The 26,446-nt window shown below is 71.8% G+C and carries 20 protein-coding genes; 13 read left to right on the forward strand and 7 right to left on the reverse strand.

Going from position 1 to position 26,446, the window contains the following annotated elements; genetic code table 11:
* Positions 1 to 41 precede the first annotated feature (41 nt).
* Positions 42 to 1,433, reverse strand: a complete 1,392-nt coding sequence (gene hglS / locus EST54_RS06525) for a 2-oxoadipate dioxygenase/decarboxylase (protein ID WP_129245934.1) — start codon at positions 1,431 to 1,433, stop codon at positions 42 to 44.
* 25 nt (positions 1,434 to 1,458) lie between these two features.
* A complete protein-coding gene (locus tag EST54_RS06530) occupies positions 1,459 to 2,628 on the reverse strand; it encodes an NAD(P)/FAD-dependent oxidoreductase (RefSeq protein WP_129245936.1) in 1,170 nt (389 codons plus the stop codon).
* A 204-nt stretch (positions 2,629 to 2,832) separates the two neighbouring features.
* Here EST54_RS06530 and EST54_RS06535 point away from each other — a divergent pair, with 204 nt between their 5' ends.
* Entirely contained in the window at positions 2,833 to 3,747 is a 915-nt protein-coding gene (locus EST54_RS06535) for a LysR family transcriptional regulator (protein ID WP_129245938.1), read from the forward strand.
* Between the two features lie 357 nt (positions 3,748 to 4,104).
* Positions 4,105 to 5,502 carry an amino acid permease gene (locus EST54_RS06540; RefSeq protein ID WP_174857403.1) on the forward strand — a complete coding sequence of 466 codons (1,398 nt, stop codon included), beginning with the start codon at positions 4,105 to 4,107 and terminating at the stop codon, positions 5,500 to 5,502.
* Positions 5,503 to 5,701: 199 nt separating this feature from the next.
* Here the strand turns inward: EST54_RS06540 and EST54_RS06545 are convergent, their stop codons facing one another.
* The gene (locus EST54_RS06545) at positions 5,702 to 6,616 is read right to left on the reverse strand and encodes a LysR family transcriptional regulator (RefSeq protein WP_129245942.1); all 915 of its coding nucleotides are present in this window, start codon (positions 6,614 to 6,616) and stop codon (positions 5,702 to 5,704) included.
* Between the two features lie 159 nt (positions 6,617 to 6,775).
* Between EST54_RS06545 and EST54_RS06550 the strand changes: the two genes are divergently transcribed.
* Positions 6,776 to 9,733 carry an FAD-binding and (Fe-S)-binding domain-containing protein gene (locus EST54_RS06550; protein ID WP_129245944.1) on the forward strand — a complete coding sequence of 986 codons (2,958 nt, stop codon included), beginning with the start codon at positions 6,776 to 6,778 and terminating at the stop codon, positions 9,731 to 9,733.
* Positions 9,726 to 10,874: a Glu/Leu/Phe/Val family dehydrogenase gene (locus tag EST54_RS06555; protein WP_129245946.1), complete on the forward strand. Its 1,149-nt coding sequence runs from the start codon at positions 9,726 to 9,728 to the stop codon at positions 10,872 to 10,874. Before EST54_RS06550 ends, EST54_RS06555 begins: the two co-directional genes overlap by 8 nt.
* 29 nt (positions 10,875 to 10,903) lie before the next feature.
* Here EST54_RS06555 and EST54_RS06560 read toward each other — a convergent pair whose 3' ends face one another.
* The gene (locus EST54_RS06560; protein ID WP_129245948.1) at positions 10,904 to 11,206 is read right to left on the reverse strand and encodes a PASTA domain-containing protein; all 303 of its coding nucleotides are present in this window, start codon (positions 11,204 to 11,206) and stop codon (positions 10,904 to 10,906) included.
* On the opposite strand from EST54_RS06560, the gene EST54_RS06565 reads away from it, so the two are divergent.
* On the forward strand, positions 11,187 to 11,777 hold the full coding sequence (locus tag EST54_RS06565; RefSeq protein WP_244942454.1) for a phosphotransferase: 591 nt from the start codon (positions 11,187 to 11,189) through the stop codon (positions 11,775 to 11,777). The genes EST54_RS06560 and EST54_RS06565 overlap by 20 nt on opposite strands.
* Before the next feature lie 8 nt (positions 11,778 to 11,785).
* Here the strand turns inward: EST54_RS06565 and EST54_RS06570 are convergent, their stop codons facing one another.
* The gene (locus EST54_RS06570; RefSeq protein ID WP_239012491.1) at positions 11,786 to 13,705 is read right to left on the reverse strand and encodes a glycoside hydrolase family 5 protein; all 1,920 of its coding nucleotides are present in this window, start codon (positions 13,703 to 13,705) and stop codon (positions 11,786 to 11,788) included.
* A gap of 512 nt (positions 13,706 to 14,217) precedes the next feature.
* On the opposite strand from EST54_RS06570, the gene EST54_RS06575 reads away from it, so the two are divergent.
* Positions 14,218 to 14,943, forward strand: coding sequence for a hypothetical protein (locus tag EST54_RS06575; RefSeq protein ID WP_129245952.1), 726 nt, complete (start codon positions 14,218 to 14,220; stop codon positions 14,941 to 14,943).
* A 106-nt stretch (positions 14,944 to 15,049) separates the two neighbouring features.
* Here the strand turns inward: EST54_RS06575 and EST54_RS06580 are convergent, their stop codons facing one another.
* Positions 15,050 to 15,433 carry a VOC family protein gene (locus EST54_RS06580; protein WP_129245954.1) on the reverse strand — a complete coding sequence of 128 codons (384 nt, stop codon included), beginning with the start codon at positions 15,431 to 15,433 and terminating at the stop codon, positions 15,050 to 15,052.
* 316 nt (positions 15,434 to 15,749) lie between these two features.
* Between EST54_RS06580 and EST54_RS06585 the strand changes: the two genes are divergently transcribed.
* The 5 genes from EST54_RS06585 to EST54_RS06605 all read left to right on the forward strand — a co-directional run bounded on the left by EST54_RS06585 (position 15,750) and on the right by EST54_RS06605 (position 22,071).
* Positions 15,750 to 17,558 (forward strand): TIGR03767 family metallophosphoesterase, encoded by a 1,809-nt coding sequence (locus EST54_RS06585; protein ID WP_129245956.1) that lies wholly within the window; start codon positions 15,750 to 15,752, stop codon positions 17,556 to 17,558.
* Between the two features lie 253 nt (positions 17,559 to 17,811).
* Positions 17,812 to 19,425, forward strand: coding sequence for a D-alanyl-D-alanine carboxypeptidase/D-alanyl-D-alanine endopeptidase (gene dacB / locus EST54_RS06590; protein ID WP_129245958.1), 1,614 nt, complete (start codon positions 17,812 to 17,814; stop codon positions 19,423 to 19,425).
* A 163-nt stretch (positions 19,426 to 19,588) separates the two neighbouring features.
* Positions 19,589 to 20,035 (forward strand): RrF2 family transcriptional regulator, encoded by a 447-nt coding sequence (locus tag EST54_RS06595; protein ID WP_129245960.1) that lies wholly within the window; start codon positions 19,589 to 19,591, stop codon positions 20,033 to 20,035.
* A 183-nt stretch (positions 20,036 to 20,218) separates the two neighbouring features.
* Complete coding sequence (locus EST54_RS06600; RefSeq protein ID WP_129245962.1) at positions 20,219 to 21,496, forward strand: globin domain-containing protein; 1,278 nt, start codon at positions 20,219 to 20,221, stop codon at positions 21,494 to 21,496.
* A 41-nt stretch (positions 21,497 to 21,537) separates the two neighbouring features.
* Entirely contained in the window at positions 21,538 to 22,071 is a 534-nt protein-coding gene (locus EST54_RS06605) for a GNAT family N-acetyltransferase (protein WP_129245964.1), read from the forward strand.
* Positions 22,072 to 22,857: 786 nt separating this feature from the next.
* On the opposite strand, the gene EST54_RS06610 is transcribed toward EST54_RS06605, so the two are convergent.
* Positions 22,858 to 23,847, reverse strand: a complete 990-nt coding sequence (locus EST54_RS06610; RefSeq protein WP_129245967.1) for an ornithine cyclodeaminase family protein — start codon at positions 23,845 to 23,847, stop codon at positions 22,858 to 22,860.
* A 1,296-nt stretch (positions 23,848 to 25,143) separates the two neighbouring features.
* Here EST54_RS06610 and EST54_RS06620 point away from each other — a divergent pair.
* Both EST54_RS06620 and EST54_RS06625 read left to right on the forward strand, forming a co-directional pair.
* Positions 25,144 to 25,401 (forward strand): WhiB family transcriptional regulator, encoded by a 258-nt coding sequence (locus tag EST54_RS06620; protein WP_129245971.1) that lies wholly within the window; start codon positions 25,144 to 25,146, stop codon positions 25,399 to 25,401.
* Between the two features lie 320 nt (positions 25,402 to 25,721).
* Positions 25,722 to 26,381, forward strand: a complete 660-nt coding sequence (locus EST54_RS06625) for an NADPH-dependent FMN reductase (protein WP_129245973.1) — start codon at positions 25,722 to 25,724, stop codon at positions 26,379 to 26,381.
* Positions 26,382 to 26,446: the final 65 nt, after the last annotated feature.

The raw sequence follows: 26,446 nt of genomic DNA on the forward strand, positions 1-26,446 counted from the left end.
CCTTGGGGGAGTGAGGGGGGCGGGGTGAGGGATCGGGTGGTTCAGCGGGGTGTCCGGTCCAGTCCGAGTGCTCGGGCGACCTGGGCGAGGGAGCGGTTCTGCTGCTCCTCGTAGAGGTCGAAGGGGTCCAGGACCTCGCGTCCGAGGACGCCGGAGAGCCAGGCGCTGTCGTAGGCGGCGGCCTCCTGGTCGTTGTTCCTGGTGCCTTCCTCGCTGAGGTTGGACTGGAAGATGCCGGCCGCCGAGCGGGGCAGGAAGTCCTCGTAGACGACGGGTTCGGCGCGGGCCCAGCCCTGTGCCACCAGGTCCCGGAGGCCGGCGGGCGGGCGGTTCCCGTCGTCGGGCCGGCCGGGCACGAGGTGGTAGGTGAAGTGCGCCAGGCCCTGTGCGGCCAGTTCCTGTTCGGTGTCGGGGAGTTCCTCGGCCCACAGGGCGCGGGCGAGGTCGGCCCGGTCGGTGTCGGGCCGGCGGGCCGCCTCCTCGTCGACGCGGGCGAGCAGCGCGTCATAGCGGGCCCGGCCCTGGCGGGTGAGCGCGATGCCGCGGGCTTCGACCTCACCGAAGCGCACCCGCAGCGCACCGCTGATCACCTCGCCGTCCGGGGTGCGCAGGGCGCGGGGCTCGGCGAGGGCGCGGAAGGAGGTCTGGCGCAGCAGGACATCGGGGCCCTTCCAGCGGGGCGGCCCCTGGATGGTGTCGATCATCTCGATGCCGCGCTCGGTCATCCGCCGGTAGAGCTCGTCGATGTCCAGGACGCGGGGGGTCAGGTGGTTGATGTGGGTGCTGCGTACGCCGCCGATGTCCGCGGCGACGGCGGAGACCCGCTCCAGGGTTTCGTACCACGCCCGGTCCACCGGATCCGTCGACAACTCGAAGGACTGCACGGCGAGTTGGAGGAACCGTTCGGCGTCCGCTTCGGGCAGTTCGCCGGCGGCCTCCGCGCGGTCGGCGAGGTCCAGCAGCTCCTGGGGGAAGAGCCGGCGGCCGGCAAGGAAGTTCTCCAGGCGGGCGCGCAGGTCGGCGTCGAAGAAGCGGGGGTCCGCGGGGGTGAGCAGGGAGGTGAACACGCGGAAGGGGTTGCGGGCCAGTTCCTCGCCGTCGACGGGGCGGAAGGCGGTCGACACGACGGGGACCGCGCTGGCGGCGGCTTCCCGCAGGTCGTAGAAGCCCACCGGGTGCATGCCCAGGGCGCCGAAGATCCGGGCGACCTGCTGGAGTTCGGCGGGGGTGCCGACGCGGATGGCGCCGTGCCGCTCCGCGGTGACCCGGCCGATGGATCCCAGGCGCTCGGCGTCGGCGCCCTGTGCGCGCAGCACGTCCTCGTTGACCTCGCGCGAGACGTCCACGAGCGTGGTGTAGGCGGGCACTTCCCGCCCGTACATGTCCGAGAGCCGCTGCGCGAAGGCGGCGCGGAGTTGCCACTGGCCGATCATCGGGGGTCGTCCTTCCGTCGGGGATTCACACCACATGGATTTCCGGGCGGACCGCGGCACCGGTCGTGAAGCGGTCGGCGCTGAACGGGGTCACGTCGACGAACGGTGCGCGCTCCAGGTGGAGGTCGCGCATGATCTCGCCGACCGCGGGGGCCTGCAGGAATCCATGGCCGGAAAAGCCGGTGGCGTACAGGAAGTTGTGCACCGCGCCGGAGCGCCCGATGAGCGCATTGCGGTCGGGGGTGACCTCGTAGAGTCCGGCCCAGCCGCTGGTGGTCTCCATGTCGGCGAGGGCGGGGGCCCGGCGGCGTGCGGCGGCACGGAACAGTTCGAGCCAGTCCGGTGTCCAGGTGGTGTCGAAGCCCTCGGCCTGGCCGGGGTCGGCGAGGCCGAACAGCAGCCCGTCGTCGCTGTTGTGGAAGTAGGCCGTCGAGGCGAAGTCGATGGTGAAGGGGATGCGCGGGGCGGGCGGCGCGAGGGGTGCGGTGAAGGCGAGTTGGCGGCGGACCGGGCGCACCGGGAGGTGGACCCCCGCCATGTCGCCGATCTCCGCGGACCAGGCGCCGGCGGCGCAGATGACCGTGGCGCAGGAGATCCGGCCGTGCGCGGTGTGGACGGCCGTGACCCGGTCGCCGGTGGTGTCGAGGCCGGTGACGGCGGTGTGCGTGGCGAAGACGGCGCCGGCCCGGGCGGCGGCGCGGGCATAGCCCCGGACGGCGAGTCCGGGCCGGGCGTGGCCGTCGTCCGGGGAGTAGGCGGCGGCCACCAGTCCGTCGGTGCTGACGTAGGGGCAGAGCTGTTGTGCCTCGCGGGTGCCGATCATGCGGCTGGGGACCCCGAGCTCGTTCTGGATCCGGATGCCGGACTCGAAGTCCGCGGCCTGCTCGGCGCTGGTGAGCAGGAAGAGGTAGCCGACCTGGTCCAGCCGGACGTCGGCCCCGGGCCGCTGCCCGAAGTCCCGCCAGGCGCGCAGACTCCGGCTGCCCAGTGCGATGTTGAGCGGGTCGGAGAACTGGGCCCGGACACCGCCGATCGGCTTGCCCGAGCTGCCGCCGCCCAGCTCGCCGCGCTCGATGACGACGATCCGGCGCACCCCGGCCTCGGCCAGGTGGAAGGCGATGCTGGTGCCCATCACGCCGCCGCCGATGATCACGACATCGGCGGTGGACGGAACGCGGCGGGAGCTGGAGGACATGGACAAGAGGCCGATCCCTTCCGGAGGCCGCAGCCGCACGCCGTGAGGACGGACGGCGCGAGCCCGGGCGGTCAGTGCAGGGCGAAAAGAGCTGATCAGCCAGGGCCTGTCCGAGGGGCCGGCCCTAGCTGCTCGTCATCGTGCAGCACTCCAACCGTTGACGTCTACGAACAGTTAGTGCGTCTGATCTATTACGATCTCTATATGGATTGGACGAGTGCCCAGCTGCGCTCACTGGTGGAACTGACCCGACGCGGCACGATCACCGCGGCGGCACAAGCCCTTGGATACACGCCCGGCGGGGTCTCCCAGCAGATCGCCGCGCTGGAGAAGGCCGCCGGTATGGAACTGCTGCGGCGGGTCGGGCGGCGGGTGGAGCTGACCGACGCCGGCCGGACGCTGGCGTGTCATGCCGAGCGGATCCTGTCCACGGAGGCGGAGGCCGTCGAGGCCCTGGAGCGCACCCGTCACGAGATCTCCGGGGTGATCCAAGTGGGGCTGTTCGCCACGGCGGCCGCGGAGATCCTGCCGCCGGCCCTCCAGGAGGTGCGCCGGGTGCACCCCGGGCTGACGGTGCACAGCCGCGATATGGACGTGGACGAGGTCCACCGCGCCGTTTCCTCCGGCGCGGTGGATCTGGCGCTCGGTGTGGGCTACCCGGATGTGCCCATGCCGCGCGAGCCCGCCGTGCGGGTGCGGCAGCTGTACCGCGAGCGGTTCGCGCTGGCGGTCCCCGCCGGATCGCTGGCCGGACGCGAGGTGATCGGCCTGGCGGACACCCAGGACCTGGGCTGGATCCTGCCGTCACCCGGCAGCTACTACGGCCGCGCGGTGCGCACCGCCTGCCGACGGGCGGGCGTCGAGCCCCGGGTCGAGCACGAGGTGACGGACACGGCCGCCACGCTGGCGCTCGTCGAGGCGGGTATCGGGGTGAGCACCGTGACGGATCTGATGCTGAGCCTGCGGGCGTCCCGGCTCGATGTCGTACGGCTGCGGGAGCGGATCGAGCGGCACATCGTCGTGCTGGTCCGTTCCTCCGCCGAGCACCGGCCGACGGTGGCGGCGCTGGTCGAGGTGCTCCAGGCGGTGTCCGGTCCCCGGCGCGACACCGCCAGGTAACTCCGCCCAACAGCCCCGATTCCAGGGTGAGTTGCGTGATTCCCCGGGGCCGGTTCGCCCGCCGTGCAAGAAGGGCGTCCACTCGCCCTGCGGGGCCCGTCCACCAGCCCTTCTTGCCCTCAGCCACGCAAGTTGTCGCGCTGCGGTCCCTTTTGCCGGGGCGGATCGTGAGTGATGGTTTCAGGCCAGTGGTGACCCACGCCACGACGGCAGCCCGTCGTGCTGCCGTTGCCTGATAGGGAGCTGACGATGTCCCCCCATCACACCCCGAAATCTCCGCTTCCCGCCGTACTGGGAAGAGGTCCGCAGGGAATCTTCAGGCGCACACTGCCCCATGAACAGCCCGCCGGTGAGCGCATGGTGCGCACCCTGGGCCTCACCCAGCTCACGATGATCGGCATCGGTGCCATCATCGGGGCCGGCATCTTCAGCCTGGCCGCGGCCGTCGCCCGCGATGTCGCAGGTCCCGCGGTGCTCATCTCGTTCCTGGTGGCCGGTGCCGCGTCGCTGTGTGCGGCCTTCGCCTATGCCGAGTTCGCCGGCATGGTGCCGAAAGCGGGCTCGTCCTACACCTATTGCGCCGCGGTCCTGGGGGAGATCGTCGGCTGGATCGTGGGCTGGGACCTGCTCCTGGAGTACACCGCGATCGTCGCCGTCGTGGCGATCGGGATGTCGGGCTACCTGGGATTTCTGCTGGAGGCCGTCGGCATCCATCTGCCGGCCTGGGCCCTGGGCGCGCCCGGCACCGGGGCCGGCCACCAGATCGATCTGCTGGCGGTCGCGATCTGTCTCGGCGTGGCCTGGCTGCTGACCCGCGGCACCCGCACCTCGGCCCGGGTGGAGACGGTGCTGACCATCGTCAAGATCGCCATCGTGCTGCTGGTGATCGTGGTCGGGTTCACCAAGGTCAAGACCGGCAATCTGCAGCCCTTTGCGCCGTTCGGTCTCGGCGGGGCGTTCACCGGAGCGGCGACGGTCTTCTTCGCCGTCTTCGGTTACGACGCGCTGAGCACCGCCGCGGAGGAGTCGCTGGAGGCCCGCCGCAAGCTGCCGAAGGCGATGATGCTGTCGCTGGCGGTCTCCATGGTGCTCTATGTGCTGGTCTGCATCGTGCTCACCGGGATGCAGCACTACACCGAGATCAACCCGGAGAGCGGGATCTCCAGCGCCTTCCGGAGCGTGGGGCTGAGCGGGCTGGCCAATGTGATCGCCGTCGGCGCGGTCATCGGCATCGTCACCGTGACCTTCTCCTTCATGATGGGCGCCGCCCGCCTGTGGTACGCACTCAGCCGGGACGGCCTGATGCCGGCCTGGTTCGGTGCCATCCATCCCCAGCGCAAGGTTCCGCACCGCGCCACCTGGCTGATCGGTGTGGTCTCCGCCGTGCTGGCGGGGGTGCTGCCCATCAACGCGGTGGCCGAACTGACCAATATCGGCGTGCTGCTGGCGTTCGTGGTGGTGTCCGCGTCCGTGCTGGTCCTGCGCTACCGCAAGCCCGACCTGAAGCGCGGATTCCGCTGTCCGGGCATGCCGGTGGTGCCCGTCCTGGGCATGGCGTTCTCGATGTGGCTGATGTCGTTCCTGCAGTGGGAGACCTGGGTGCGGCTCGGCGGCTGGCTGGTCGTCGGGCTGATCATCTACGCCACGTACGGCTACCGCCGCACCCGCACGGTCATGCCGGGCGGGTCGGTGGACCTCGACGCCCTCGACGAGATGCCCGACTCCGGCGACGCCCCGCCCGTACCCGCCGGGTGACGGCCCCGCCCGCGCCTCGTCCCTCCCCCGCGAGGGGCGAAGTGCCTCGTCCGGGAGGGGTGAAGCGCTTCGTCCGGGAGGGGTGAAGCGCTTCGTCCAGGCCGGCCGGACCGCGCACGTCCGGGGGTACGGCAGGGGTCCGGGCAGGGCGCGTCAACCGCCCGCTCCCGGCGCCCCGCCTGCCCGGAAGCCGGGGCACTCACTCGGCCGGTGCCGGGTGGAGATACGGCTCCCCGGCGGGCACCGCGCGCCGCAGGGCGTCGAGCGTGGTGGTGAGCAGCGGATTGCTGTTCTCGCTGCGGTGCAGCGCCATGACGGTGCGGTGTGCGGAGCGCTGGGTGAGCCGGGTGGCTTCGATGCCTTCGTCGGGCACATGGCCGAGCGCCGGGACCACGGCCGCCCCGAGACCCGCGGACACCAGCTCCCGCACCACGGCGTAGTTGTTGCTGCGGAAGGCGACGGCGGCCTCGAACCCGGCGGCCGCGCACAGCCGGACGAACGAGCGGGCCCCGGCAGTGCCCTCCCGGCTGGTGATCCAGCGGGCCCGGGACAGCTGCGGCAGCTGGGCGCTGAGGCCGCTGCCGCGGGCCCGCAGCAGGACCAGATCCTCCCGCAGCAGGTGATGACGGGTCAGGCCGGCCGGCCACTGCCGGGGGCTGAGCCCGTACTCGTACACCACCGCCACATCCAGATCGCCATGGCCCAGGGCGGTGATCAGTTCCTCGGGTTCGCCCTCCTCCAGCTGGATCTGGGCCCGGGGGTGGGTTTCGACGAGGGCGGACAGCGCGGAGGGGACGAGCCGGACGTCGGCCGTGGGGAAGCTGCCCAGCCGCAGCCGGCCGGTGGCGCCGGCGGCGAGCTCGTGGACCTGGTGGTCCAGCTCGTCCATGGCGGCCAGCACAGGGGCGCTGAGGTCGACCAGCCGGTGTGCCGCGGCGGTGGGGCGGATCCCGTGCGCCTCCCGCTCGAACAGCGACAGCCCGGTCTCCTTCTCCAGGGCGGAGATCTGCTGCGAGATGGCAGAGGCGGTGTAGCCGAGGTCGCGGGCGGCGAGGGCGAACGATTCGCTGCGGACGACGGCCTTCAGCGTGAGCAGATGCAGTGGCTTCAGCAACGCGGACTCCCTGGGACGCAGGTGAACAGCAGCATAAGCATCCTTTGCCCTCAAGCGTCAATTGTTTCGTCCTGCTGGGTCTTGTCGGGCGCCCCGGCCGCCACACATCGTGGTGGGAACCAGGCCGAAGTGGCCGGTGAGCACGAAGGAGCACGCACTGTGACCGCGACAGCCCAGGGCCATGGCAGCCTCGACACTGCAGCTGTGGCCGAAGCCCTCCGGCAGGGGGACTGCGGCACGGTCGCCGGCGACCGCGGCACCCGGGCACAGTACTCCGCCGACGCCTCCAACTACCGCCGGATTCCGCTGGCCGTGGTCTTCCCCGGGGAGCGCCGGCACGTCCTCAACGCCCTCGGCGTGTGCCGGCGCCTGGGCGTGCCGGTCACCTGCCGGGGAGCGGGCACCAGCACCTCCGGGCAGGCCGTCGGACCGGGCGTGGTGCTCGACTTCTCCCGCTGCTTCAACCGGCTGCTCGCGCTGGACCCGCACGCCCGGACCGCGACCGTGCAGCCCGGCCTCGTACTCGACGAGCTGCAGGCGGCCGCCGCCGGGCACGGGCTGCTGTTCGGTGCCGACCCCTCCACCCACAGCCGCTGCACCCTGGGCGGCATGATCGGCAACAACGCGTGCGGATCGCACTCGCTCGCCTGGGGACGCACCGCCGACAACATCCTCGAACTGGAGGTGGTCACCTACCGCGGCACGGTGGTCCGGCTCGGCGAGATGACCCAGGAAGAGATCGACGAGGCCATCGCCGCGGGAGATGACCGCGCGGAGCTGATCGCCGCGCTGCACCGTCTGGCCCAGCGCAACCTGGCGGTGCTGCGCACCGAGCTGGGGCGGTTCCCGCGGCAGGTCTCGGGCTATGCGCTGGAACAGCTGCTGCCCGAGCGGCGCTTCCACCTCGCCCGGGCGCTGGTCGGCAGCGAGGGCACGCTGGCCGTCGTGCTCTCGGCGACCGTCCGTCTGCTGGCCCCGCCGCCCGAGCGGGCGCTGGTCGTCCTCGGCTTCTCGGACGCCTGCGCGGCGGCCGACGCGGTCCCCGCACTGCTCGGGCACCGGCCGTTGGCGCTGGAAGGGCTCGACCATGCGCTGACCGACATCGTCACCCGGCCCGAGACCCGGGTCGCCATCGACACCCTGCCGGCCGCCCGGGCCTGGCTCTTCGCCGAGCTCGGCGGCACCGCGGACACCCTGCCCCGGCAGGCCGAGGCGCTGGCCGAGGCCGCGCGACAGGCCCCGGGCTGCACCGGCAGCGAGGTCATCACCGACCCGGCGCGCGCCCGCCGGCTGTGGCGGATCCGCGAGGACGGCGCCGGCCTGGCCACCCGCTCGCCCGACGGCCACGAAGCCTGGCCGGGGTGGGAGGACGCCGCCGTCCCACCCGACCAACTGGGCTCCTACCTACGGAAGTTCACCGCATTGATGGACCGCCATCAGCTCCAGGGCGCCGTCTACGGGCACTTCGGCGAGGGCTGTCTGCACGTCCGCATCACCTTCGACTTCAGCACCGAAGAGGGCACCGCCGTCTTCCGCGCCTTCGTCACCGACGCCGCCCGGCTGATCGCCGCGCACGGCGGTTCGCTGTCCGGCGAGCACGGCGACGGCCAGGCCCGCTCCGCGCTGCTGCCCCTCCTGTACGGGCCCGAGATCATCGCCCTGTTCGAGGAGTTCAAGAACGTCTGGGACCCCGACAACGGCCTCAACCCCGGCATGATCGTGCGGCCGCTGCCCGTCGACACGCACCTGCGGGTCAGCCCGCACCGCACTCCCCTGCCGATGGCCACCGTCCTCCCCTTCTCCGCCGACGACGGGGACTTCGCCAAGGCCACCCGCCGGTGCGTCGGCGTCGGCAAGTGCCGCTCGGCGAGCGGGGGCGGCGACGTGATGTGTCCCAGCTACCGGGTCACCCGGGACGAGAAGGACTCCACCCGCGGCCGCGCCCGTCTGCTGTACGAGATGACCCAGGGGGAGGTGATCACCGACGGCTGGCGCTCCACCGAGGTCCGTGACGCCCTCGATCTGTGCCTGTCCTGCAAGGGATGCAGCGCCGACTGCCCCGTCGGGGTGGATGTGGCCACCTACAAGTCGGAGTTCCTCCACCACCATTACCAGGGGCGGCTGCGCCCCGCCTCGCACTACACCATGGGCTGGCTGCCGCTGCTGGCACGGCCGGCCGCCCGGGTCCCCCGGCTGGTCAACGCGCTCACCTCCTCCCGGCTGGCCCCGGCCCTCAAACGGCTCGGCGGCATCGCCGACCAACGGGAGATCCCCCGCTTCGCCGACCGGACCTTCCTGAGCTGGTTCCGCCGCCGTACGCCGCAGGGCGACGGCCGACGCGGCCCGGTCGTGCTGTGGGTCGACTCGTTCAACAACCACTTCAGCCCCGAGGTCCTCACCGCGGGCGTGGCCGTCCTGGAGCACGCCGGTTTCCGGGTACAGGTCCCTGACGGCACCCAGTGCTGCGGACTCACCTGGATCACCACCGGGCAGCTCGGCGTCGCCCGACGTATCGCCCGGCGCACCACCGCGGCACTACGGCCGGCCGTCCGCGCCGGCGTCCCCGTCGTCGGACTGGAGCCGAGCTGCACGGCGGCCCTCAGGAGCGATCTCCCCGAACTCCTCGACGGCGACGAGGACGCCCGGGCCCTCGGCCGGTCCACCCGCACCCTCGCCGAACTCCTCGTCCACCAGGCCCCCGACTGGCAGCCCCCGCGGGTGGCGGCGGCCCGCTCGATCAGCCAGACCCACTGCCATCAGCACGCCACCTCCGGCTTCGGCGCCGACAGCACGCTGCTGGCCCGGATGGGCATCGACAACACCACGCTCGCTTCCGGATGCTGCGGTCTGGCCGGCAACTTCGGTTTCGAACGCGGCCATTACGAGGTCTCGGTGGCCGCGGGCGAACAGGTGCTGCTCCCCGCGGTGCGCGCGGCCGCGGCCGACACCCGGATCCTGGCCGACGGCTTCAGCTGCCGCACCCAGATCGCCCAGCAGACCCGGCGTCACGGCACCCACCTCGCCCAGCTCATCGCCCACGCGCTCGCACCGTCCGACACCTCCGGCCGCGCCGCCGCCCCCATCCTCCCTACCGACAAGGAACACACCCGTGACTGATGCACTCTCGCTCGTCGACGAGTGGGGCCCCGAGAAGATCGTCGTCGTCTCCCACCGGCGCACCGGCATGAAGGGCGTCCTGGTGATCGACAACACCGCCCGCGGCATCGGCAAGGGCGGCACCCGTATGAGCCCCGGCGTCACCGTCGACGAGGTGTCCCGGCTGGCCCGCGTCATGACATGGAAATGGGCCGCCGTCGATCTCTTCTACGGCGGCGCCAAGGCCGGCATCGTCGCCGACCCCGCCTCCCGCGACAAGGAGGCGGTGCTGCGGGCCTTTGCCCGCGCGCTGTCCAACGAGGTGCCCCGCGAGTACGTGATGGGACTCGACATGGGCCTGACGGAGGATGACGCCGCCCTCATCCAGGACGAGCTGGGCGACCGCGGTGCCGCCGTCGGCACCCCCGCGCACCTCGGCGGGGTGGCCTACGACCGGCTCGGGATCACCGGCTACGGGGTCGCCGAGGCCGCCGACGCCGCGGCACAGCACCAGGGGCTGTCGCTGGCCGGCTCCCGGGTCGCGGTGCAGGGCTTCGGCGCGGTCGGCAGCGCCGCCGCCCGGCGCTTCGCCGAACTCGGTGCCACCGTCGTGGCGGTGTCCACCGCCCAGGGGGCGCTGCACGACCCGAGCGGTCTCGACGTCGGCGCGCTGCTGACGGCACGGGCGGAACACGGTGACCACTTCGTCACCCGCCACCCCACAGGTAAGGCGCTGCCCACCGGCAGCGAACTCACCGTGGACTGCGACATCGTGGTGCCCGCCGCGCTCCAGGACGTCATCACGCACACGACCGCCCAGGAACTCAAGGCGCAGCTCGTGGTGGAAGGCGCCAATCTGCCCACCTCCGTGCAGGCCCGGACCCTCCTGGCCGAGCGCGGGATCACCGTGGTCCCCGACTTCGTGGCCAACGCCGGCGGGGTGGTCGCAGCCGCCTTCGCCATGGACGCCCGGTACTCCGGGTTCCGCCCGGACGCCGCCGGCATCTTCCAGACGGTCTCGACGAAGCTGCGCGCCAATACGGTGACCGTCCTGGACGAGGCCCGGCAGCAGGCGGTCACCCCGCACACCGCCGGTCGCCGCCTGGCCGAAGAGCGGGTGCGTTCCGCCATGGAGAGCAAGGGCCGCCTCCCGCGCGGCTGACCGTGGCCCGCGCTACCGGCCGCCGTGGGTCACGGCTGGCACGACTCGTCGTTCTTGACGACGATGAGCGTGACCTTCCGGTCCCGCAACGGGGTGCCCGCCTCCGGGCTCTGCGCGCAGACCTTCCAGCTCGCGGGCCACAGCACATGGCGCCCCGCACCGCGCCCGTCCCTGAGCCCGACGGAGGGGTCGTAGTGGAGGGCCTGATAAGCGGCGACCAGCCCCCGGCCCGCCACCTGAGGCATCACCTCCGGGCCGTCGGCACGGGCCGGCGCGGCCGGGGCGAGCCAGAACAGGGCAAGGACCGAGGCAGTGACGATTCTCTTCACCACCTGGGAACGATCACCAGCGGCAACGGTCACCACGGACCGGCGACCGACGACCACGAGAGCCGTCCCGCCCCGGCCGGACCACGCGGCCGAACTCGTCGCCAGGATCCGTCGCTGGACGCCCTCGATGCGGCCGCGCGTCAGCGGGCAGGTGGCACAAGCCATGGATGCCGGGGTGGCCTGGCTGGCGTCGGTGCACCTCGACCGGCCCGTCGCACCGGGGATTCCGCAGGTTTTCGGTGCCGGGGACGGCAATCTCGCCAACTTCCTCTGGGATGGCTCCACCGTCCGGATCGTCGACTTCGAGGACTCGGGCCGCAGCGACCGGGCCTTCGAGCTGGCGGAGATCACCGAGCATGTGGCGAGCTGGGTGGAGCACCCCCTCGACGTCTCCTCGTTCCTCAGCCAATTCGACGTCACCAGGGCGGAGTTGGGCCGGTTGCGGGACTGCCGCCGTCTTCTCGCCCTCGTCTGGCTGTTCCTGCTGCTCTTCGACGCCGAGGGCGGCAACCGACGAAACCCGGCCGACGCGGTGGAGCGGCAGTCTCAGCGTCTGCTGGATCTCCTCGGCTGAGCCGCCCGTCAGGAGAGAGGCCGGCACAACAGGGCGTCGGGGCTGCCCTGGTGACCGAGGCGGTTGGTGTAGGCGATACCCGCCGCGTAGGTGTCGGTGGCGCACTGTCCTTTGGAGTGGCCGTAGGCGAAGTCGCCACCGGGGCTGCCGGGCGGGCGGTGGTCGCCGCGGTCGAACCAGACGGTTGCGCCGCGGGAGCCGAGCGCGGACCGGGCCGGCATGCACAGGGCGGCGGAGACCCGCTCCCCGCGCACGCTGTAGCCGGTGAGGAAGTGCCCTTCGGGGCACTGGAGTTTGCTGTAGCCGGGGGCCCAGTCCCCGTCCGCCGGGACGTACCGCTCGTCCCGGACGACCTGGGGAACGCCGCCGGGGCGCCGCAGATCGCGGGCCGTGGGCGCGTCGGTGCACAGTCCACGGCCCCGGGTGTGGCTGATGCCGATCAGCCGTTCGCCGTCGGGGCAGGCCGCCTTGCGGGCGCCGCTGTCCCAGTCACCCAGGGCCCGGGTGCTCAGGGACTGGACGAAGTCCCGGTGGTCGAGGGTGAGCATGTGCCACGCGGGGGTCACCGGCACCGGGCCCGTGCTGTGCGAGGTCGTCATCAGCCGGTTCCATGCGGTTGCACGCCAGTCGTGGCCGTCCAGGATTCCGCCGCGCTTCCCGGCGTCGTCGTACCGCAGCAGGGCCCAGCTGTCGCCGCCCGGCCGGCCCTGGCCGTCGGTGCTCCAGCCCACGAGGGGCCAGTAGGCGAAGTCCGTGTCGGTGTCGGCAAGGTAGTCGGTCAGATTGCCGAACCAGGTACGGGCCGCGGCCCCGGTCTCCTCGGCGCCGACCCCGAATTCGCTGATCCACAGGGGTGCGGTGAAGTGCTGTCCGGACTCCTCGGAGACGAAGAAGGCCTGATCGTGCAGTACGGTGCGCAGCTGCTCGCGGGACAGGTCCTGATAGCGGGGGTCGCTGGTCTCGCCCAGCCCCGTGGCGCCGCTGTGGTGCGGGCCGGTGTACCCGTAGAAGTGGGCCGAGTAGACGAGCTTGCCGGAGACGACGAGGGTGTGCGAGAGCGTACGGACGGGGGTGAGGGTGGGGCGGCCGTGCGGCAGGCCGTCCACCGGCAGGCCGGTCCAGTTGATGCCCTCGATGATGAGGAGAAGGCGGGGGTTGGCCTCGGTCTGGATCCGGTCCGCCGCCTCCTGCGCGGCGGCTTGCCAGTCGTGGCCGTCGCCCAGGCCCCAGTTGGGGTCGTCCCAGACATCGCGGCGCACCTCGTTGTAGAGGTCCGCCCCCACGACCCGGGCGTTGTCGTGGTAGCGACGGGCCATGAAGACCCAGTCGTCGGCCCACTGCCGGGTGGTTTGGTGGCTGTTCCAGCGCTCGTTGCCGTCGAGGCCGCAGCACCATCGGGTGGTGTTGGTGTGGTTGTTGAGGATGACGGCGAAACCGCCTGCGGTCAGGTCCGCGACCACCGCGTCGAAGATCTGCAGCGGTGTCCTGCCGCGCAGGTGCGGGTTCGCGGCGACCGCGGCATCGGGTACCGGGGCCGTCGCATGGATCATCTCGTTGGAGAACGGCAGCCGGATGGTGTTGAGGCCCAGCGCGCGGAAGTCGTCCAGCAGCGCCGGAAGGGCGACGCGGTCCAGGCCGAGCGGGATGCCGTGGGAGTTCTGGCCGCTGTGGTGGCTGGAGGCGTCGTTGATATCGCCCGAGCCGTTCCAGGAGCCCTGCGCCCCGTCCCAGTTTCCCGCCTTCAGCCGGAATCGCGCGCCGTCGGCGTCGACGATGAAGCGGCCTCGGGTGGACAGCGGGGCGGTCCATGCGCCGGCGGGTGTCCCGGCGGCCGCCCGTCCGGACGCCGCGGGGGCCGGTACGGCGGGAGCAGCCCCCGCACCGGGGACGGCCATGCCCATCAGGACGAGGCATATCGCCAGGGCCATGCATGCCGCACGTACCAAAGACTTCATGTCAGCTGCCTGCTTCGCCGGGGGTACCCGCCGGATCCGTCCGGCGGGCAGCCTTCGGCGGGGCCACCGCCGAAGGGCAGGAACACGGTAGCGGCGAGGGTGGGCGAGCCCCTCCCCAGTTCAGTTGACTCTCCATCAATCAATCTGATTTCAGGTCGAGTTGCGACTGTCATGGCGGCGCGCCAGACGGTCGAGCGCACCATCGGTGCCCCGGCGATGCCCGGCGATGCGGCCGTGACCGAGGCCGCCGTTCGGACCGCAGCCACGACTCCTGCCGACACCCGCGCGACACCCGCACCGACCGGCTCCCCGCGGTACGCCACGCGCCCGGACGGGTGAGCGGGACGGCCTCCCGAAAGCGGCGGCACCGTCGGACGCCACCCCGGGCCGTGCACCCGTGAGACCAGCCGGTGAGCACGTAAAGTGATATTTCGATCACTCACCGTGCGCTCCGGGCGCTCGGTGGCACCGGAGAAAGGACATGCATGCGCGCTCGCCTCCGCCTTCTCGCCACGGCTGCCGTCCTGGCGCTCACCAGCACTCTTCTCGCCGCCGCGCCCGCACCGGCGAGCCCCTCCGCCGTCGCCGGGTCGCCCGGTGACCGGACCGCCACCGGCCGCCGCGCCGGAAACACCGAGGTTCCCGTCGAGGGCGGCACGGCCCGCTTCGACGCTCCCCCCACTCTCCTGGCCGCCCTCAAGGACCACGGTGTGACGATCGCGGACGTCGATGCCGACGGCAGGATCAGCCAGCACCACTACACCGGTGCAGGTGTGAGCCTGGACATCGAGGGCGGTGCGGTCACCAACAGCGGCGGAAAGGTCGGCGGTGAGCTTCGGTTCGCCGACACCGGTCTCGCGCTGCTCAACAGCAGAACCGGCAAAGCCGTCAAGATCTCCGACTTCGTGGGCGACCTGTCGCAGGGCACCCTGCGAGCCGGCCTGGACCGCGGGGCGGACGTCACCCTGGGCACCTTCACCCGGCCCGCCGCCAATGCGTCCGTCGACACCGATGCCGCGATGCTGCGGATGAACACCAGCATCACGGTCACCGCGGTCGCCGCCGCCAAACTCAATGCCGCGCTCGGCACCAAGATCTTCACCACCGGCGGACCGCTGCTGCACGCCCGCATCGACGCGCGCCTCGACCCGTCGGTCGACCTCCGTACCGCCCTCAACCTGAGCGGCCGCCCGGCGCGACGCGAGGCGTAGGGGGCTTCTGAGGTCGCCCCCGGACGGCTCGCCCCCGGACCGCTCGCCCCCGAGCCGTTCGCCGCCGAGCGGCTTGACGCCAGGGCTCAGGTGGTCAGACAGGCGGTCAGAGGGGCTGGAGCCGGGCGCGCAGGAGGCAGAATTCGTTGCCTTCCGGGTCGGCGAGGACGTGCCAGCTCTCAGTGCCGGTCTGGCCGACGTCGACGCGCCCGGCGCCGAGAGCGAGCAGCCGCTGCAGCTCGGCGTCCTGGTCTCGGTCGGTGGCGTTGACGTCGATGTGCAGTCGGAGCTTCGCCGGCCGCGGATCGCTGCTGGGGCTGAGGACGAGGGTGGGCTGCGGACCGCCGAAGCCGACGTCGGGCGGCCCGATCTCGATGCTGCCGTCGTCCTCCCGGCCGAGTTCGACGTAGCCGAGGACCTCGCTCCAGAAGGCGGCGAGCCGGCCGGGGTCGGCGCAGTCGATGACCAACTCACTGATGCGGCATGCCATGCCCGTGAGCGTACATGGACAACCCGAGAGTCGATGGTCGGCCGCGTGCCGGAGGGCGACGCGCTACGCGATCGTCCGGCCGGGCAGCGGACCGTACCGACAGGCAGCCGGGCGACGGGCCGCGTCGACAGACAGCCGAGCCTCCCGCCGCACCGACCGGCAGCCGGGCCGCGGACCGTACCGACGGGCAATGGGTGTGCCGCGTTCCGGGCGCGTTCAGCTAGCGGTTACGCGCGTCACCCAAACTCTGGAACGAGACATTCCGTTTGGTGACACCGCCGTGGCCAGGCATGCCGGCCACGGCACGGAGGGCCTGATGGCCGGTATCGAAACCCACATCCCCACCAACCGTCGTCGCTTCCTTCTCAGCTCCGGTGCCGCCGTCGCCGGAGCCGGTGCCGCATGGGCACTGCCGAGCCAGCGCCGCAGCAGCGCGGCTCCGGGCGCACACCCTCTCCCCCGCACGTCGCCGGCCGGTCCGGCCGGGCGGCGGGCGGCCCCGTACGGGGTCACGACGCTGGAAACCGCGGCGCATCTCACCGGCAGCGGCGGCTACCGCCGCCTCGGCTCCGGCCCCGGTTGGCCGCTGGTGGTCCGCGGCGAACTCGCCTCCGCCGGGACCGCACGCAAGGACCGGCGGACCGCTCTGGCCTGCTTCGTCCAGTTCACCGATCTCCATGTGGCCGACGTCCAGAGCCCGTTGCGCACCGAATATCTGCGCGCCGGCTCGCCGGGCTCGTGGCGCGCGCAGGAGGCGCTGTCGGTGGCCGGCGCGGTGTCGCTGGTGGAGCAGGCCAACGCGCTGGGGGGCGGACCCCACACCGGCCGGCGGCCGGCCTTCGTCATGTCCACGGGTGACAACATCGACAACCACTCCATGATCGAGCTGGAGTGGTTCCTCACCCTCATGAGCGGCGGCCGTATCACGCCCAACACCGGGGACCCGACGGCCTACGAAGGCGTACAGAACTGCGGCCTCCCGCTGTACTGGCATCCGGCCGACGGCCTGCGCGACCAGGACAAGAAGCGGGGGCTGCCGTCGATACCCGGGTATCTCGACGCCGCGATCCGCCCCGTCACCAGTCCCGGCCTGCGGATTCCCTGGTACTCGACGCCCGGCAACCACGACGATCTGCCGGGCGGCTGTCTGGCCCCGCAGGACCCGGAGCTGACGGAGTACATCACGGGGGCACGCAAGCTGTTCTCCGTACCGGACACCGATGTGGCCGCGTTCGCCAAGGTGCTGGACTCCGGCGACGACCCCAAGAGCACCGTGCTCAAGGAGATCCTCGGACGCAACGCCGCCAGAGCCCGGACGGTGACCGCGGACGAGCGGCGCCGGATGTTCACCCCGCACGAATATCTGCGGGCGCATCTGAACCCGGCGTTCGCCGGCGCGGGGCCGGTGGGGCACGGCTACACCGACGACCACCTCAACGACGACCAGACGTATTACACCTTCACCGTCGCGGAGGGCGTCCTCGGCATCAGCATCGACACCACCTACCGCAGCGGCCACTACCAAGGGTCGCTGGGAACCGGCCAACTCCAGTGGCTGGAGCGGACCTTGGCCGCCCACAGCTCCCGTCATTACGACGCGGACGGCCGGCTCGTGCGCAATGCCGGCGCCGACGACGCGCACATCCTGATCTTCAGCCACCACCACAGCCCGAGCATGACCCGGCGCCCCGACGCGGCGCGCGCGGAGGAGACGCGGCACGACGGTGCGGAGCTCATCGCCCTGCTGAGCCGGTTCCCCAACGTGGTGGCGTGGATCAACGGCCACAGCCACGTCAACCGCATCACGCCGCACGCCCACCCGACGGCCGCCCGCTCCTTCTGGGAGGTCAACACCGCCTCGCACGTGGACTATCCGCAGCACGCGCGGATCATCGAACTGGTCGACAACCACGACGGCACGCTGTCGCTGTTCACCACCCTCATCGAGTCGGCCGCTCCGCACCGCGCGGACTTCGACGACCTCTCGGCGGTCGGCCTCGCCTCCCTCTACCGCGAGCTGTCCTACAACGCTCCCGGCCTGGCCGCCGGCATGAGCGGCGGCGTCCACGAAATGGCAGGCAGGCCGGCGGACCGCAACACCGAACTCCTCGTCCACCGGGCATGACGGGGGGAGGGCGGGCGACTCTCCCGCCCCGCCTTACGCACACGGCGTCCGCAATGGATCGTCGACATCCGGACCTTCGACATCATGACCTTCGGCGCCCGGATCATCGGCATCCGGATCGTCGGGCGCCCGGAATGGATCGTCCGGGGGACCCCGACGACGCGGTGGCGCCCCGGCACCGGGGGTCAGCAGTACCTTCAGGAGGAACATAACGGCAGATTTACGTCAGAACAACACCATTGGTGGAGCCTGCATGTCACCCTCCGTCACACACCGGACGGCCCGAAGGCGCATCGTCGGCACCCTGAGCGTTCTGCTGGCCGGCGGCGTCGTCCTCACGGGCCTCGTCCAGGCAACGCCGTCGTCCACCACCCCCCGCCGTCTCGATCCGCGCATCACGGCGGTCATGCGGAAGCCGGACTACCGCCATGCCCAATGGGGGCTGTTCCAACGGAACCCGGCCAGCGGCAAGGTGACGCAGTCCCGCTACGCCGACCAGTTCTTCATCCCCGGGTCGACGGCCAAGCTGTTCAGCGTCAGCGGCACCTGGCACACCCTGGGCAGCGGCCACCGCTTCGTCACGCCGGTCCACGCCGTCGGGCGGCGCCTGGGCAGCACCCTCAGGGGCAACCTGGACCTGGTCGCGCAGGGCGACCTGACGCTCGGCGGCCGCACCCGCAAGGACGGCACCGTCGCCTACACCACCATCGACCACACCTACGCCAACGACGTCCCGGGAGCCACCCTCACCCCGGAGAACCCGCTGGCCGGTATCGACCAGCTGGCCCGGCAGGTACGCGCCTCGGGCATCCGGCGGGTCGACGGCAACGTGGTCATCGATGCGCGGCTGTTCCGTCCGGACCCGGTGCTCGACCCGACCCCCACGCCGCTGATCATCAATGACAACCTGATCGATCTGCTGACCTCCCCCGGCGCCGGAGCGGGCGCCCCGGCCGGCCTCGACTGGCGCCCGAAGGTCGCGCCGTACCACGTCACCTCGGCCGTCCGCACCGTCGCGGCGGGCAAACCGACCGACATCAACGTGACCAGCTCCCCCGACGGCACCCGCATCCGGCTGTCGGGCACCATCGCCGCCGGCTCCGCCCCCGTCCTGCGGGTGTCCGGCATCAAGGACCCGAACGCCTTCGGCCGGACGGCCATGATCGAGGCGCTGCAGCGCGCCGGCGTCACGGTCCGGGCGAAGCCGGTGGGCGGCAACCCTGCCGGCCAGTTGCCGCGCTCCTACCAGGGCGCGCCCGCGGTGGCCCGGTACACCTCCCCGCCCTATGCCCAGTACGCCAAGCTGATCCTCAAGGTGAGCCACAATCTCGGGGCGAACCTCGGGATGTGCCTGATGGCGACGACCACGGGAAGCTCCGACTGCGAGGAGGGCTTCCCCGTACTCGCCGGGTTCCTCGACCGCGCGCACGTGGACCGCAGGGCCGTACAGCTCGCCGACGGCCGGGGCGGCAACCCGGTCGACCGCACCACACCGCGCGCCCTGGCGCAGATCCTGACGTACTGGCAGCACACCCCCGAGGCGCAGCGTTTCCGCACCTCGCTGCCGGTCCTGGGCGTCGACGGAACGCTGGCGGACTCCTGCCGGCACTGCCCCTCGCGCGGCAAGGTCTTCGCCAAGACCGGCACCGCCGCGGGCGGTGACGCGCTCAACGACCGGCTGGCGGTGGGCGCCGAAACCGCGGCCGGCTATCTGGAGACCCGCAAGGGCCACTTCGATGTGTTCTTCGACGGAGTGAACGGGGCCTCGACCCCCAATGCCGATATCAACGGCCTCCTGACCATCGCCGACGACGTCGCCGCCGTCGCCGCCTACCTCCAGCAGCAGGCCTCCGGCGTCCGGCACTGAGCACCGGGACGCGACCACCGGACCGACGACGACGGCTCGGCCCCCTTCCCAACCGTGGAGGGGGCCGCACCTACGAGGAGCCGCCCGCCCGGTGTGCCACGAGGAACGGCCGAGGCACGGCAGTTAATTGGCATTTCAGTTACCACTTCTATAGAGTGCGGGTGTGCGACTGACCAAGAGCACCGACATCGCCCTCCGTATTGCCATGCGCCTGGCGGTGCTCGGCAACAAGGACGACGCACCCACCACCCGCGAGGTGGCGAGCGCCGTCGAGGTGCCGTACACCCACGCCGCCAAGGTGGTGAGCAAGCTCCAGCACCTCGGCGCCGTCGAGGCACGGCGCGGGCGCGGCGGAGGGCTGACGCTCACGACCGCGGGGCGTACGGGGTCGCTGGGGCGGCTGGTGCGCGAACTGGAGGGGGTCGACGATGTCGTGGGATGCGAAGACGAACCACCGTGTCCACTGCGCGGCGGCTGCCGGCTGCGTGGTGCGCTCCGGGCGGCACAGGAAGCGTTCTACGCCTCGCTCGACCCGCTCTCCATCGCCGATCTGATCGAGAGCCCGACCGGCCCGATCCTGCTCAGCCTGGCCCCCCGCCCCGCGACCTGAGCGCGAGCGACACCTCCGACCGACCCCACGACCCGAGCCCGGCGTCAGGACCGAGTCCGCCTCCAGGGCCGCGCCCTCCCCTTGGCCAAAATACGCATCCCAGATGCAAGTTTCAGCTCTCTCCCCTCTCCTCCGCTTTCCTTCCTCTCCCTCCTCCCCTTTCTTCGAGAATCGGAGCAGTCGATGCTGTCGAGCGAGTCCGCCAAGACCGTCACCGCCACCCTCCCCGCCGTGAGCGGGGCCATCGACGAGATCACGGCACTCTTCTACGAGAAGCTCTTCACCGCGCACCCCGAGCTGCTGCGCGACCTCTTCAACCGCGGCAACCAGGCCAACGGCAGCCAGCGGCAGGCCCTTGCGGGGGCGATCGCCGCGTTCGCAGGCCATCTCGTCGCGCACCCGGACAGCCGGCCGGACACCATGCTGGCGCGGATCGCACACAAGCATGCCTCGCTCGGGGTGCGCGAGGACCAGTACCCGATCGTTCGGGAGCACCTCTTCGCGGCCATCGCCGAGGTGCTCGGCGATGCGGTGACCGATGAGGTGGTGCGCGCCTGGGACGAGGTGTACTGGCTGATGGCCCACGCCCTGATCGCCATCGAGAAGCGGATCGGCGCCGAGGCGGGCGTCCAGGACGGCAGGGTGTGGCGGCCCTATCGAGTGGCCGGCCGCATCCAGGAGACCGACGAGGTCGCGACCTTCCTTCTGCAGCCGGCCGACGGCGCGCCCGTCCCGCCGTCCCGCCCCGGCCAGTACGTCTCGGTACAGGTCCAACTCCCCGACGGCGCACGGCAGATACGTCAGTACAGCCTGTCCGGACAGCCGGACGGCGGGCTGCAGATCTCCGTGAAGCGGGTGGCGGCCGGCCGCCGGGCCGGGGCCCCGTCCGAGGACCCCGCGGGCGAGGTGTCCGGCTATCTGCACGCATACGTCCACGGCGGCGAAATCCTTTATGTGAGCCCGCCGTTCGGCGATGTGGTGCTCAGCGAGGAGGACGGCGAGGGACCGCTGCTCTTCGCCTCGGCGGGCATCGGTTGTACGCCGATGATCGGCATGTTGTCGCATCTCGCCGCCGCGGGCTCCCGACGCCGCATCATCACCGCCCACGCCGACCGGTCGCCCGCCACCCACCCGTTCCGCACGGATCTCCGCCGGCTCACCGACAAGCTCACCCACGCAACGGCGGAACTCTGGTACGAGGAGGGACTCCAGGACGGCGGAGAACTCCAAGACGGCGAAGGAGTCCGGTGTGACCGGGCGGAGCAGGTTACGGCCGAGGCGGTGACCGTACGCACCGGTCTGATGGATCTGACGCAACTCTCCCTTCCGGCCGGCACCACCGCGTATCTCTGCGGGCCGGTGCCGTTCATGAAGGCGGCGCGCACCCAACTGCTGGCCGCAGGAGTGCCCGCCGCGCAGATCCACTACGAGGTCTTCGGTCCGGACCTCGGTCTGAGCTGATATCCGTTGCCGCCGGCCGGTGCACACCGCATGATGCGGACATGACTGCCAACCCACCGTCTGCGCCACCCACCGTCGTCCCGCTCACGCGGTACACGAAGCAGGAACTCACCGAGATCGTCGGGGACGTCGAGGACCCGTTCGGCGTCGCGCACACCGGCCTGACCTGGCTGGCCAAGGAGCAGCACTTCGGCATCAGACGCGATGGCCGACTCGTGGCACACGCCGGTCTGGTGACGCTTCCCCTCACGGTCGGCACGGCAGAGACGGAGGTGGTCGGCTTCGGCGGGGTGGCCGTCGCTCCTGATCTGCGGGGGCAGGGGCTGGCACGGCGCGTCGTCACCTCCGCACGGGAACACGCCCGCACCATGGGGCCGCGGTACGGGCTGCTGTTCTGCCGGCCGCAACTCCTGCCCCTGTACCAGCGGCTCGGCTGGCAGGAGCTTCCGGGGGAGGTACTTGTCGAGCAACCCGAAGGGCCCGTGGTGATGCCGCTGCACACCATGTGGACGCCCCTACGGGACGGGGAACGCTGGCCCGAGGGGCCGGTGCGACTCCGGTCACTGCCGATGTGACGGAGCCTCAGGTCGGCAGGGAGGGGCGGGTCGCAGGACAGGGCGGCAGGACGACACGTGCGGCCGGCCCGGTGCCGGCCCACCGTGTTCGAACGCTGGTCGTCAGCCGGGAGTCCCACGTAGGTTCGCATCTGTCCTTCGTCCGCGTGGAGTACCGGCGCGTCGTTTGGACAGCCCACGAGGCTCCGACACCGTGAAGTCGTGCGTCCTCTCCTTCTTCGTCTTGCCGCGGCTACGGCCGTCCTCCTTGCCGCCACCGGCTGCGTCTCCCTCCCGGCCGGTGGATCCGTGCACGGGCCCGGTCCCGCTCCGGGCGGCCGTACGGTCGCTCCGGCCCGGCCTTCACCGCTGGTGATGCCCACCGAGAAGTCCACGCGGGAACGGCTGGTGGATGTGGCTTCCGCACGGCACAAGCCCGGGAGGCAGCGGAAGTTGCCCAAGAAGGTTGCCACCCGAGGGCACGCTGCGGCAGTGAACGGGCGGGAGCGGCCCACGGGACGGGCCGCGCCGCATCATCCGCGTTCCGCACCGCCCAGGGCGCGTACGCGTCCCCAGCCCGTACGGGCGGTGCCACGGCGGCGGCACCCCGCGGGTGCGCAGTCGCGGGCGCTCCCCCGGCCGCCGCGGCGCGGGGCGACGGTCGACCCGGGTGTGGTGTGCCGGATGGCGTCCGGCCGGGTCCGCGCGGACCTGGTGCAGCTGTGCCACCGGACGTACGGACGGTGAGCGCGCCGGGCCCGGCCTCGCCGCCCTCGACGGGGCTCTCCGGGCGCCGGCGCTCGTGCGTCACGCCAGCCGGATCTCCGTCCCGGCCGACTGCTCCCGGGCGGCCGCGACGATCAGGGCCGCGGCCGCGGCGTCCTGTACGGCCACACCGACGGACTTGTAGAGGGTGATCTGGTCCGGTGAGGTGCGGCCCGCTGCCTGGCCGGTGAGGAGTTCGCCCAGCTCGGCGTGTATGTGATCTTCGGTGATGAGGCCCGCGCGGAGCGGCAGCAGCAGATCGTTGCTGCCCGCGGGGAAGGGAGCCAGTGCCGCCTGCCGCGATTCGACGCACACCAGCGCCTCCGCGATCGTGGCATCGTCGATCTCGCGGCCGTCCGGGTTGAAGCCCACCGAGGTCACGTGGACGCCCGGCGAGAGCCAGGAACGGCGGATCACGGGGTCGACGGCATGAGTGGTCGCGGCGGCGATGTCCGCACCGTCGAGCGCCTCGGCGTAACCGGCGAACGCCGCGGCGGGAACCTGGAGTTCGGCCGACAGCAGGTCGGCCAGCGCGGCCGCCTTCGCCCGGTCCCGGCCGGCCACCCGGATCTGCCGGATCGGGCGGACCCGGCACATCGCCGCGGCGTGTGACCGGGCCTGTGCGCCGGTGCCCAGGAGTGCCAGCACCGAGGCGTCGTCACGGGCCAGCAGACGGGCCGAGAGGGCCGAACCCGCGGCGGTCCGGGCCGCGGTGATCGCCGTACCGTCCAGCAGCGCGGTGGGCTCTCCGGTGTGCGGATCGAAGGCGACGATCAGCGCCTGATGGGTCGGCAGAGGGCCGCCGCCGTTGTGCGGGAACACGGAGACCAGCTTGGTCATGAGCATCTCGGCGGACGGCACATGGCCCGGCATCGCTGCCAGGAAGCCGTCCCGTTCGGGTACCCGTACGGCAACGCGGTCCGGGGCCGCGGCGCGCCCCGCGCTGAGGTCCGCCATCGCCGACGCCAGGGCATCGATCAGCGCATCGATGTCGAGCAACGCCTCGACCTGCGAACGTCCGAGAACCAGCATCCTTCTCACCCTCCCGATCACCGCGTGACGACCGGCGTGGCGCCGGGCCGAGGTGTCGACCGTAGTCCCCTGATCGGGACGTATGACGAGTGTGCGGGACATATGGCGGCCTGAGGGCGGGGGCCGCGCCGGTGGCGTCGTGACTGGCGTCGTCGGCATCGGTGGCGTCGGCGGGTTACCGGTCGCGACCCTGCGCAACCCCCTCACTCGCGCCCAATCTGGGTTAAATTTTCTTTATGCCGCTTTTATGCGAGCAGGGTGCCTGGCCGGACCGAGAGGGGCCGGACGCAGGAAGGCCGGCACGGTCCCCGCACCCGGAGTCGCGGGCGGCTCGGACGCCGAGTCCGGGCGATGCCGCGCGGCTCGTCGCGACGGTGCCCCGAGCGTCCTTTCGTGAGCCCCAGCGGGCTCAACAGGAGGTGTGAACCCATGCGAACACAGCAGATGAGGCGCTCCTTGGCGGTCGCCGCGGCCGGTGCCCTACTGGCGGGCGGAGCAGCCGTGGGGAGCGCGGGAATGGCCGCCGCTGCCACTCCCGCCGCGCCGGCCACCACGTCCGCGGTCAGCCAGAGCATTCACGCCAAGTGCACCTGGCACCCGGGCTTTTTGACCAAGAGGTGGCACCGGGGGTTCTGGGAGTACAGGTGGCACCCGGGCTGGTACGACGGCCACCACCATTGGCACAAGGGGTACTGGAGCAAGTACTGGCACCACGGCTACTGGCAGCGGACATGGCACAAGGGCCACTGGAGCTGTAGGCACTGAACCACCTCGGAACAGCGAAGCCCCAGGTGCGGCTCCTTGAGGGGAGCCGCACCTCGCCCTTGGCGTCCGGGCAGTGCGCGAAACCCGCACGCCATCAGAAGGAGTCTTCCAACTTCGAGACGTGGGCGCCGAGTTGGCCTGGCGGTCGACTCCTGGAGGACGACGACTCCTGAAGGACGCCGGCTCCTGCACGGACGCGGGCTCCTGAAGTGAGGAGGCCTCCTGAAGGGACGGGGGAGAAAGACCGCACATGGTGGCGGGTCACCTCTCGTGCCACATATGGTGGCGAGTCACCTCTCGTGCCCCGTCCGCTGCCGTGCTGCGCACGCTCACCGCGGGCAACGCACGCCGACGGCGTGGCAGTTCCGCGCCCGGAATGTGTTCGCCGGCGGGACGACGCATTGCGGGCGCAGGAGCGGGCACGCGAGGACAGCGAGGCGCCGTCGCAGGGACGTGTGAGACGAGCGGCCGATCCGGCGCCTCGACGCATCGCCTGTGGACCGCGTTCGAGCGCGGAGAATGGAGGTAGCCATGGACTGGCGCCATGACGCGGTATGCCGCGAGGTGGACCCGGAGCTGTTCTTTCCCGTCGGCAACACCGGCCCGGCGCTACTGCAGATCGAGGAGGCCAAGGCCGTGTGCCGCCGCTGCCCGGTGATGGGGCAGTGCCTGCAGTGGGCGCTCGAATCCCGTCAGGAGTCGGGCGTCTGCGGCGGGATGAGCGAGGACGAGCGGCGCGCCATGCGACGCCGGGCCGCACGGAACCGGGCGCGTAGTGCCGCCGCTTAGCGGCATAGGTGCCGGGGCCCGTACCACGGGCCGCACACCGGTCCCGCGTTCCCGGATCAGTCAGGGGCGGTGGCGGAGCACGATCCGCCGCCGCCCCTGCGTCGTGGTCGCGCGTGGTGGGGCCGCGGCGGCCGGCGTCGGTGAGCCGAGCCCGGGCGGCGGGGCCTGGGGCTCTGGCGGCGGAGCCTGGGGCCCGTCGGGCGTGGCGCCGTGGGTTCCGGATTTCCAGGCCCGGCGCCGGTACGCTGCCGTCACCCCCGGACGGTGACCCGGCGCGTGCGGCAACGGGCCCGCGGGGCGAGGACCGGAAGGACGTCACCATGACCACGGATGCACACCCCGGTCCGCTGCGCGTGCTGGTGCTCGGCACCGCGCTGCGCACCGCGTCGACCAATGCCCGGCTGGCTTCGCTGGTGAGCCGCATGATGACCGAGGCCGGCGCCGATGTCGATCTGGCCTCGATGCGGGAATTCGACATGCCGCTGTACGACGGTGATGCGGAGGCCGCGCACGGAGTGCCGGACGGGGCGCTCGCGCTGCGCGACCGGCTCGAACGGTGCGACGCCTTCGTCCTCGCCTCCCCCGAGTACAACGCCTCCGTTTCGGGGGTGGTGAAGAACGCGATCGACTGGGTCTCCCGCGTCCGGCCACAGCCGTTCAAGACCAAGCACGCGCTGCTGGTTTCCGCCTCGCCGTCCCTGGTCGGCGGCAACCGGGGGCTGTGGGCGCTGAGGGTTCCGCTGGAGCATCTCGGCACCCGGGTCTACCCCGACATGTTCAGCCTCGCCTCGGCGCACGAAGGGTTCGCCGAGGACGGACAGCTGACCGACCCCGCGCTCCAGGAGCGCCTGCACGAGACCGTCACGGCCTTCCTCCACCTCGTCGAGGCCGATACCCGCTACGTCTGTCTGCAGCGCCGCTGGTACGAGTTCCCCGGCGATCGGACCGGGGCCCCGGTCACCCAGCGGGCCGAGGACTGAGCCGGTTCACCTGCGCGTGCCGGGTCCCCTGCGCGTGCCGGTGGCGCGCTTCCCGCGCCTCGTAC

The organism is Streptomyces sioyaensis (genome assembly GCF_004122735.1).
In the GTDB taxonomy this organism is placed as follows: domain Bacteria; phylum Actinomycetota; class Actinomycetes; order Streptomycetales; family Streptomycetaceae; genus Streptomyces; species Streptomyces sioyaensis.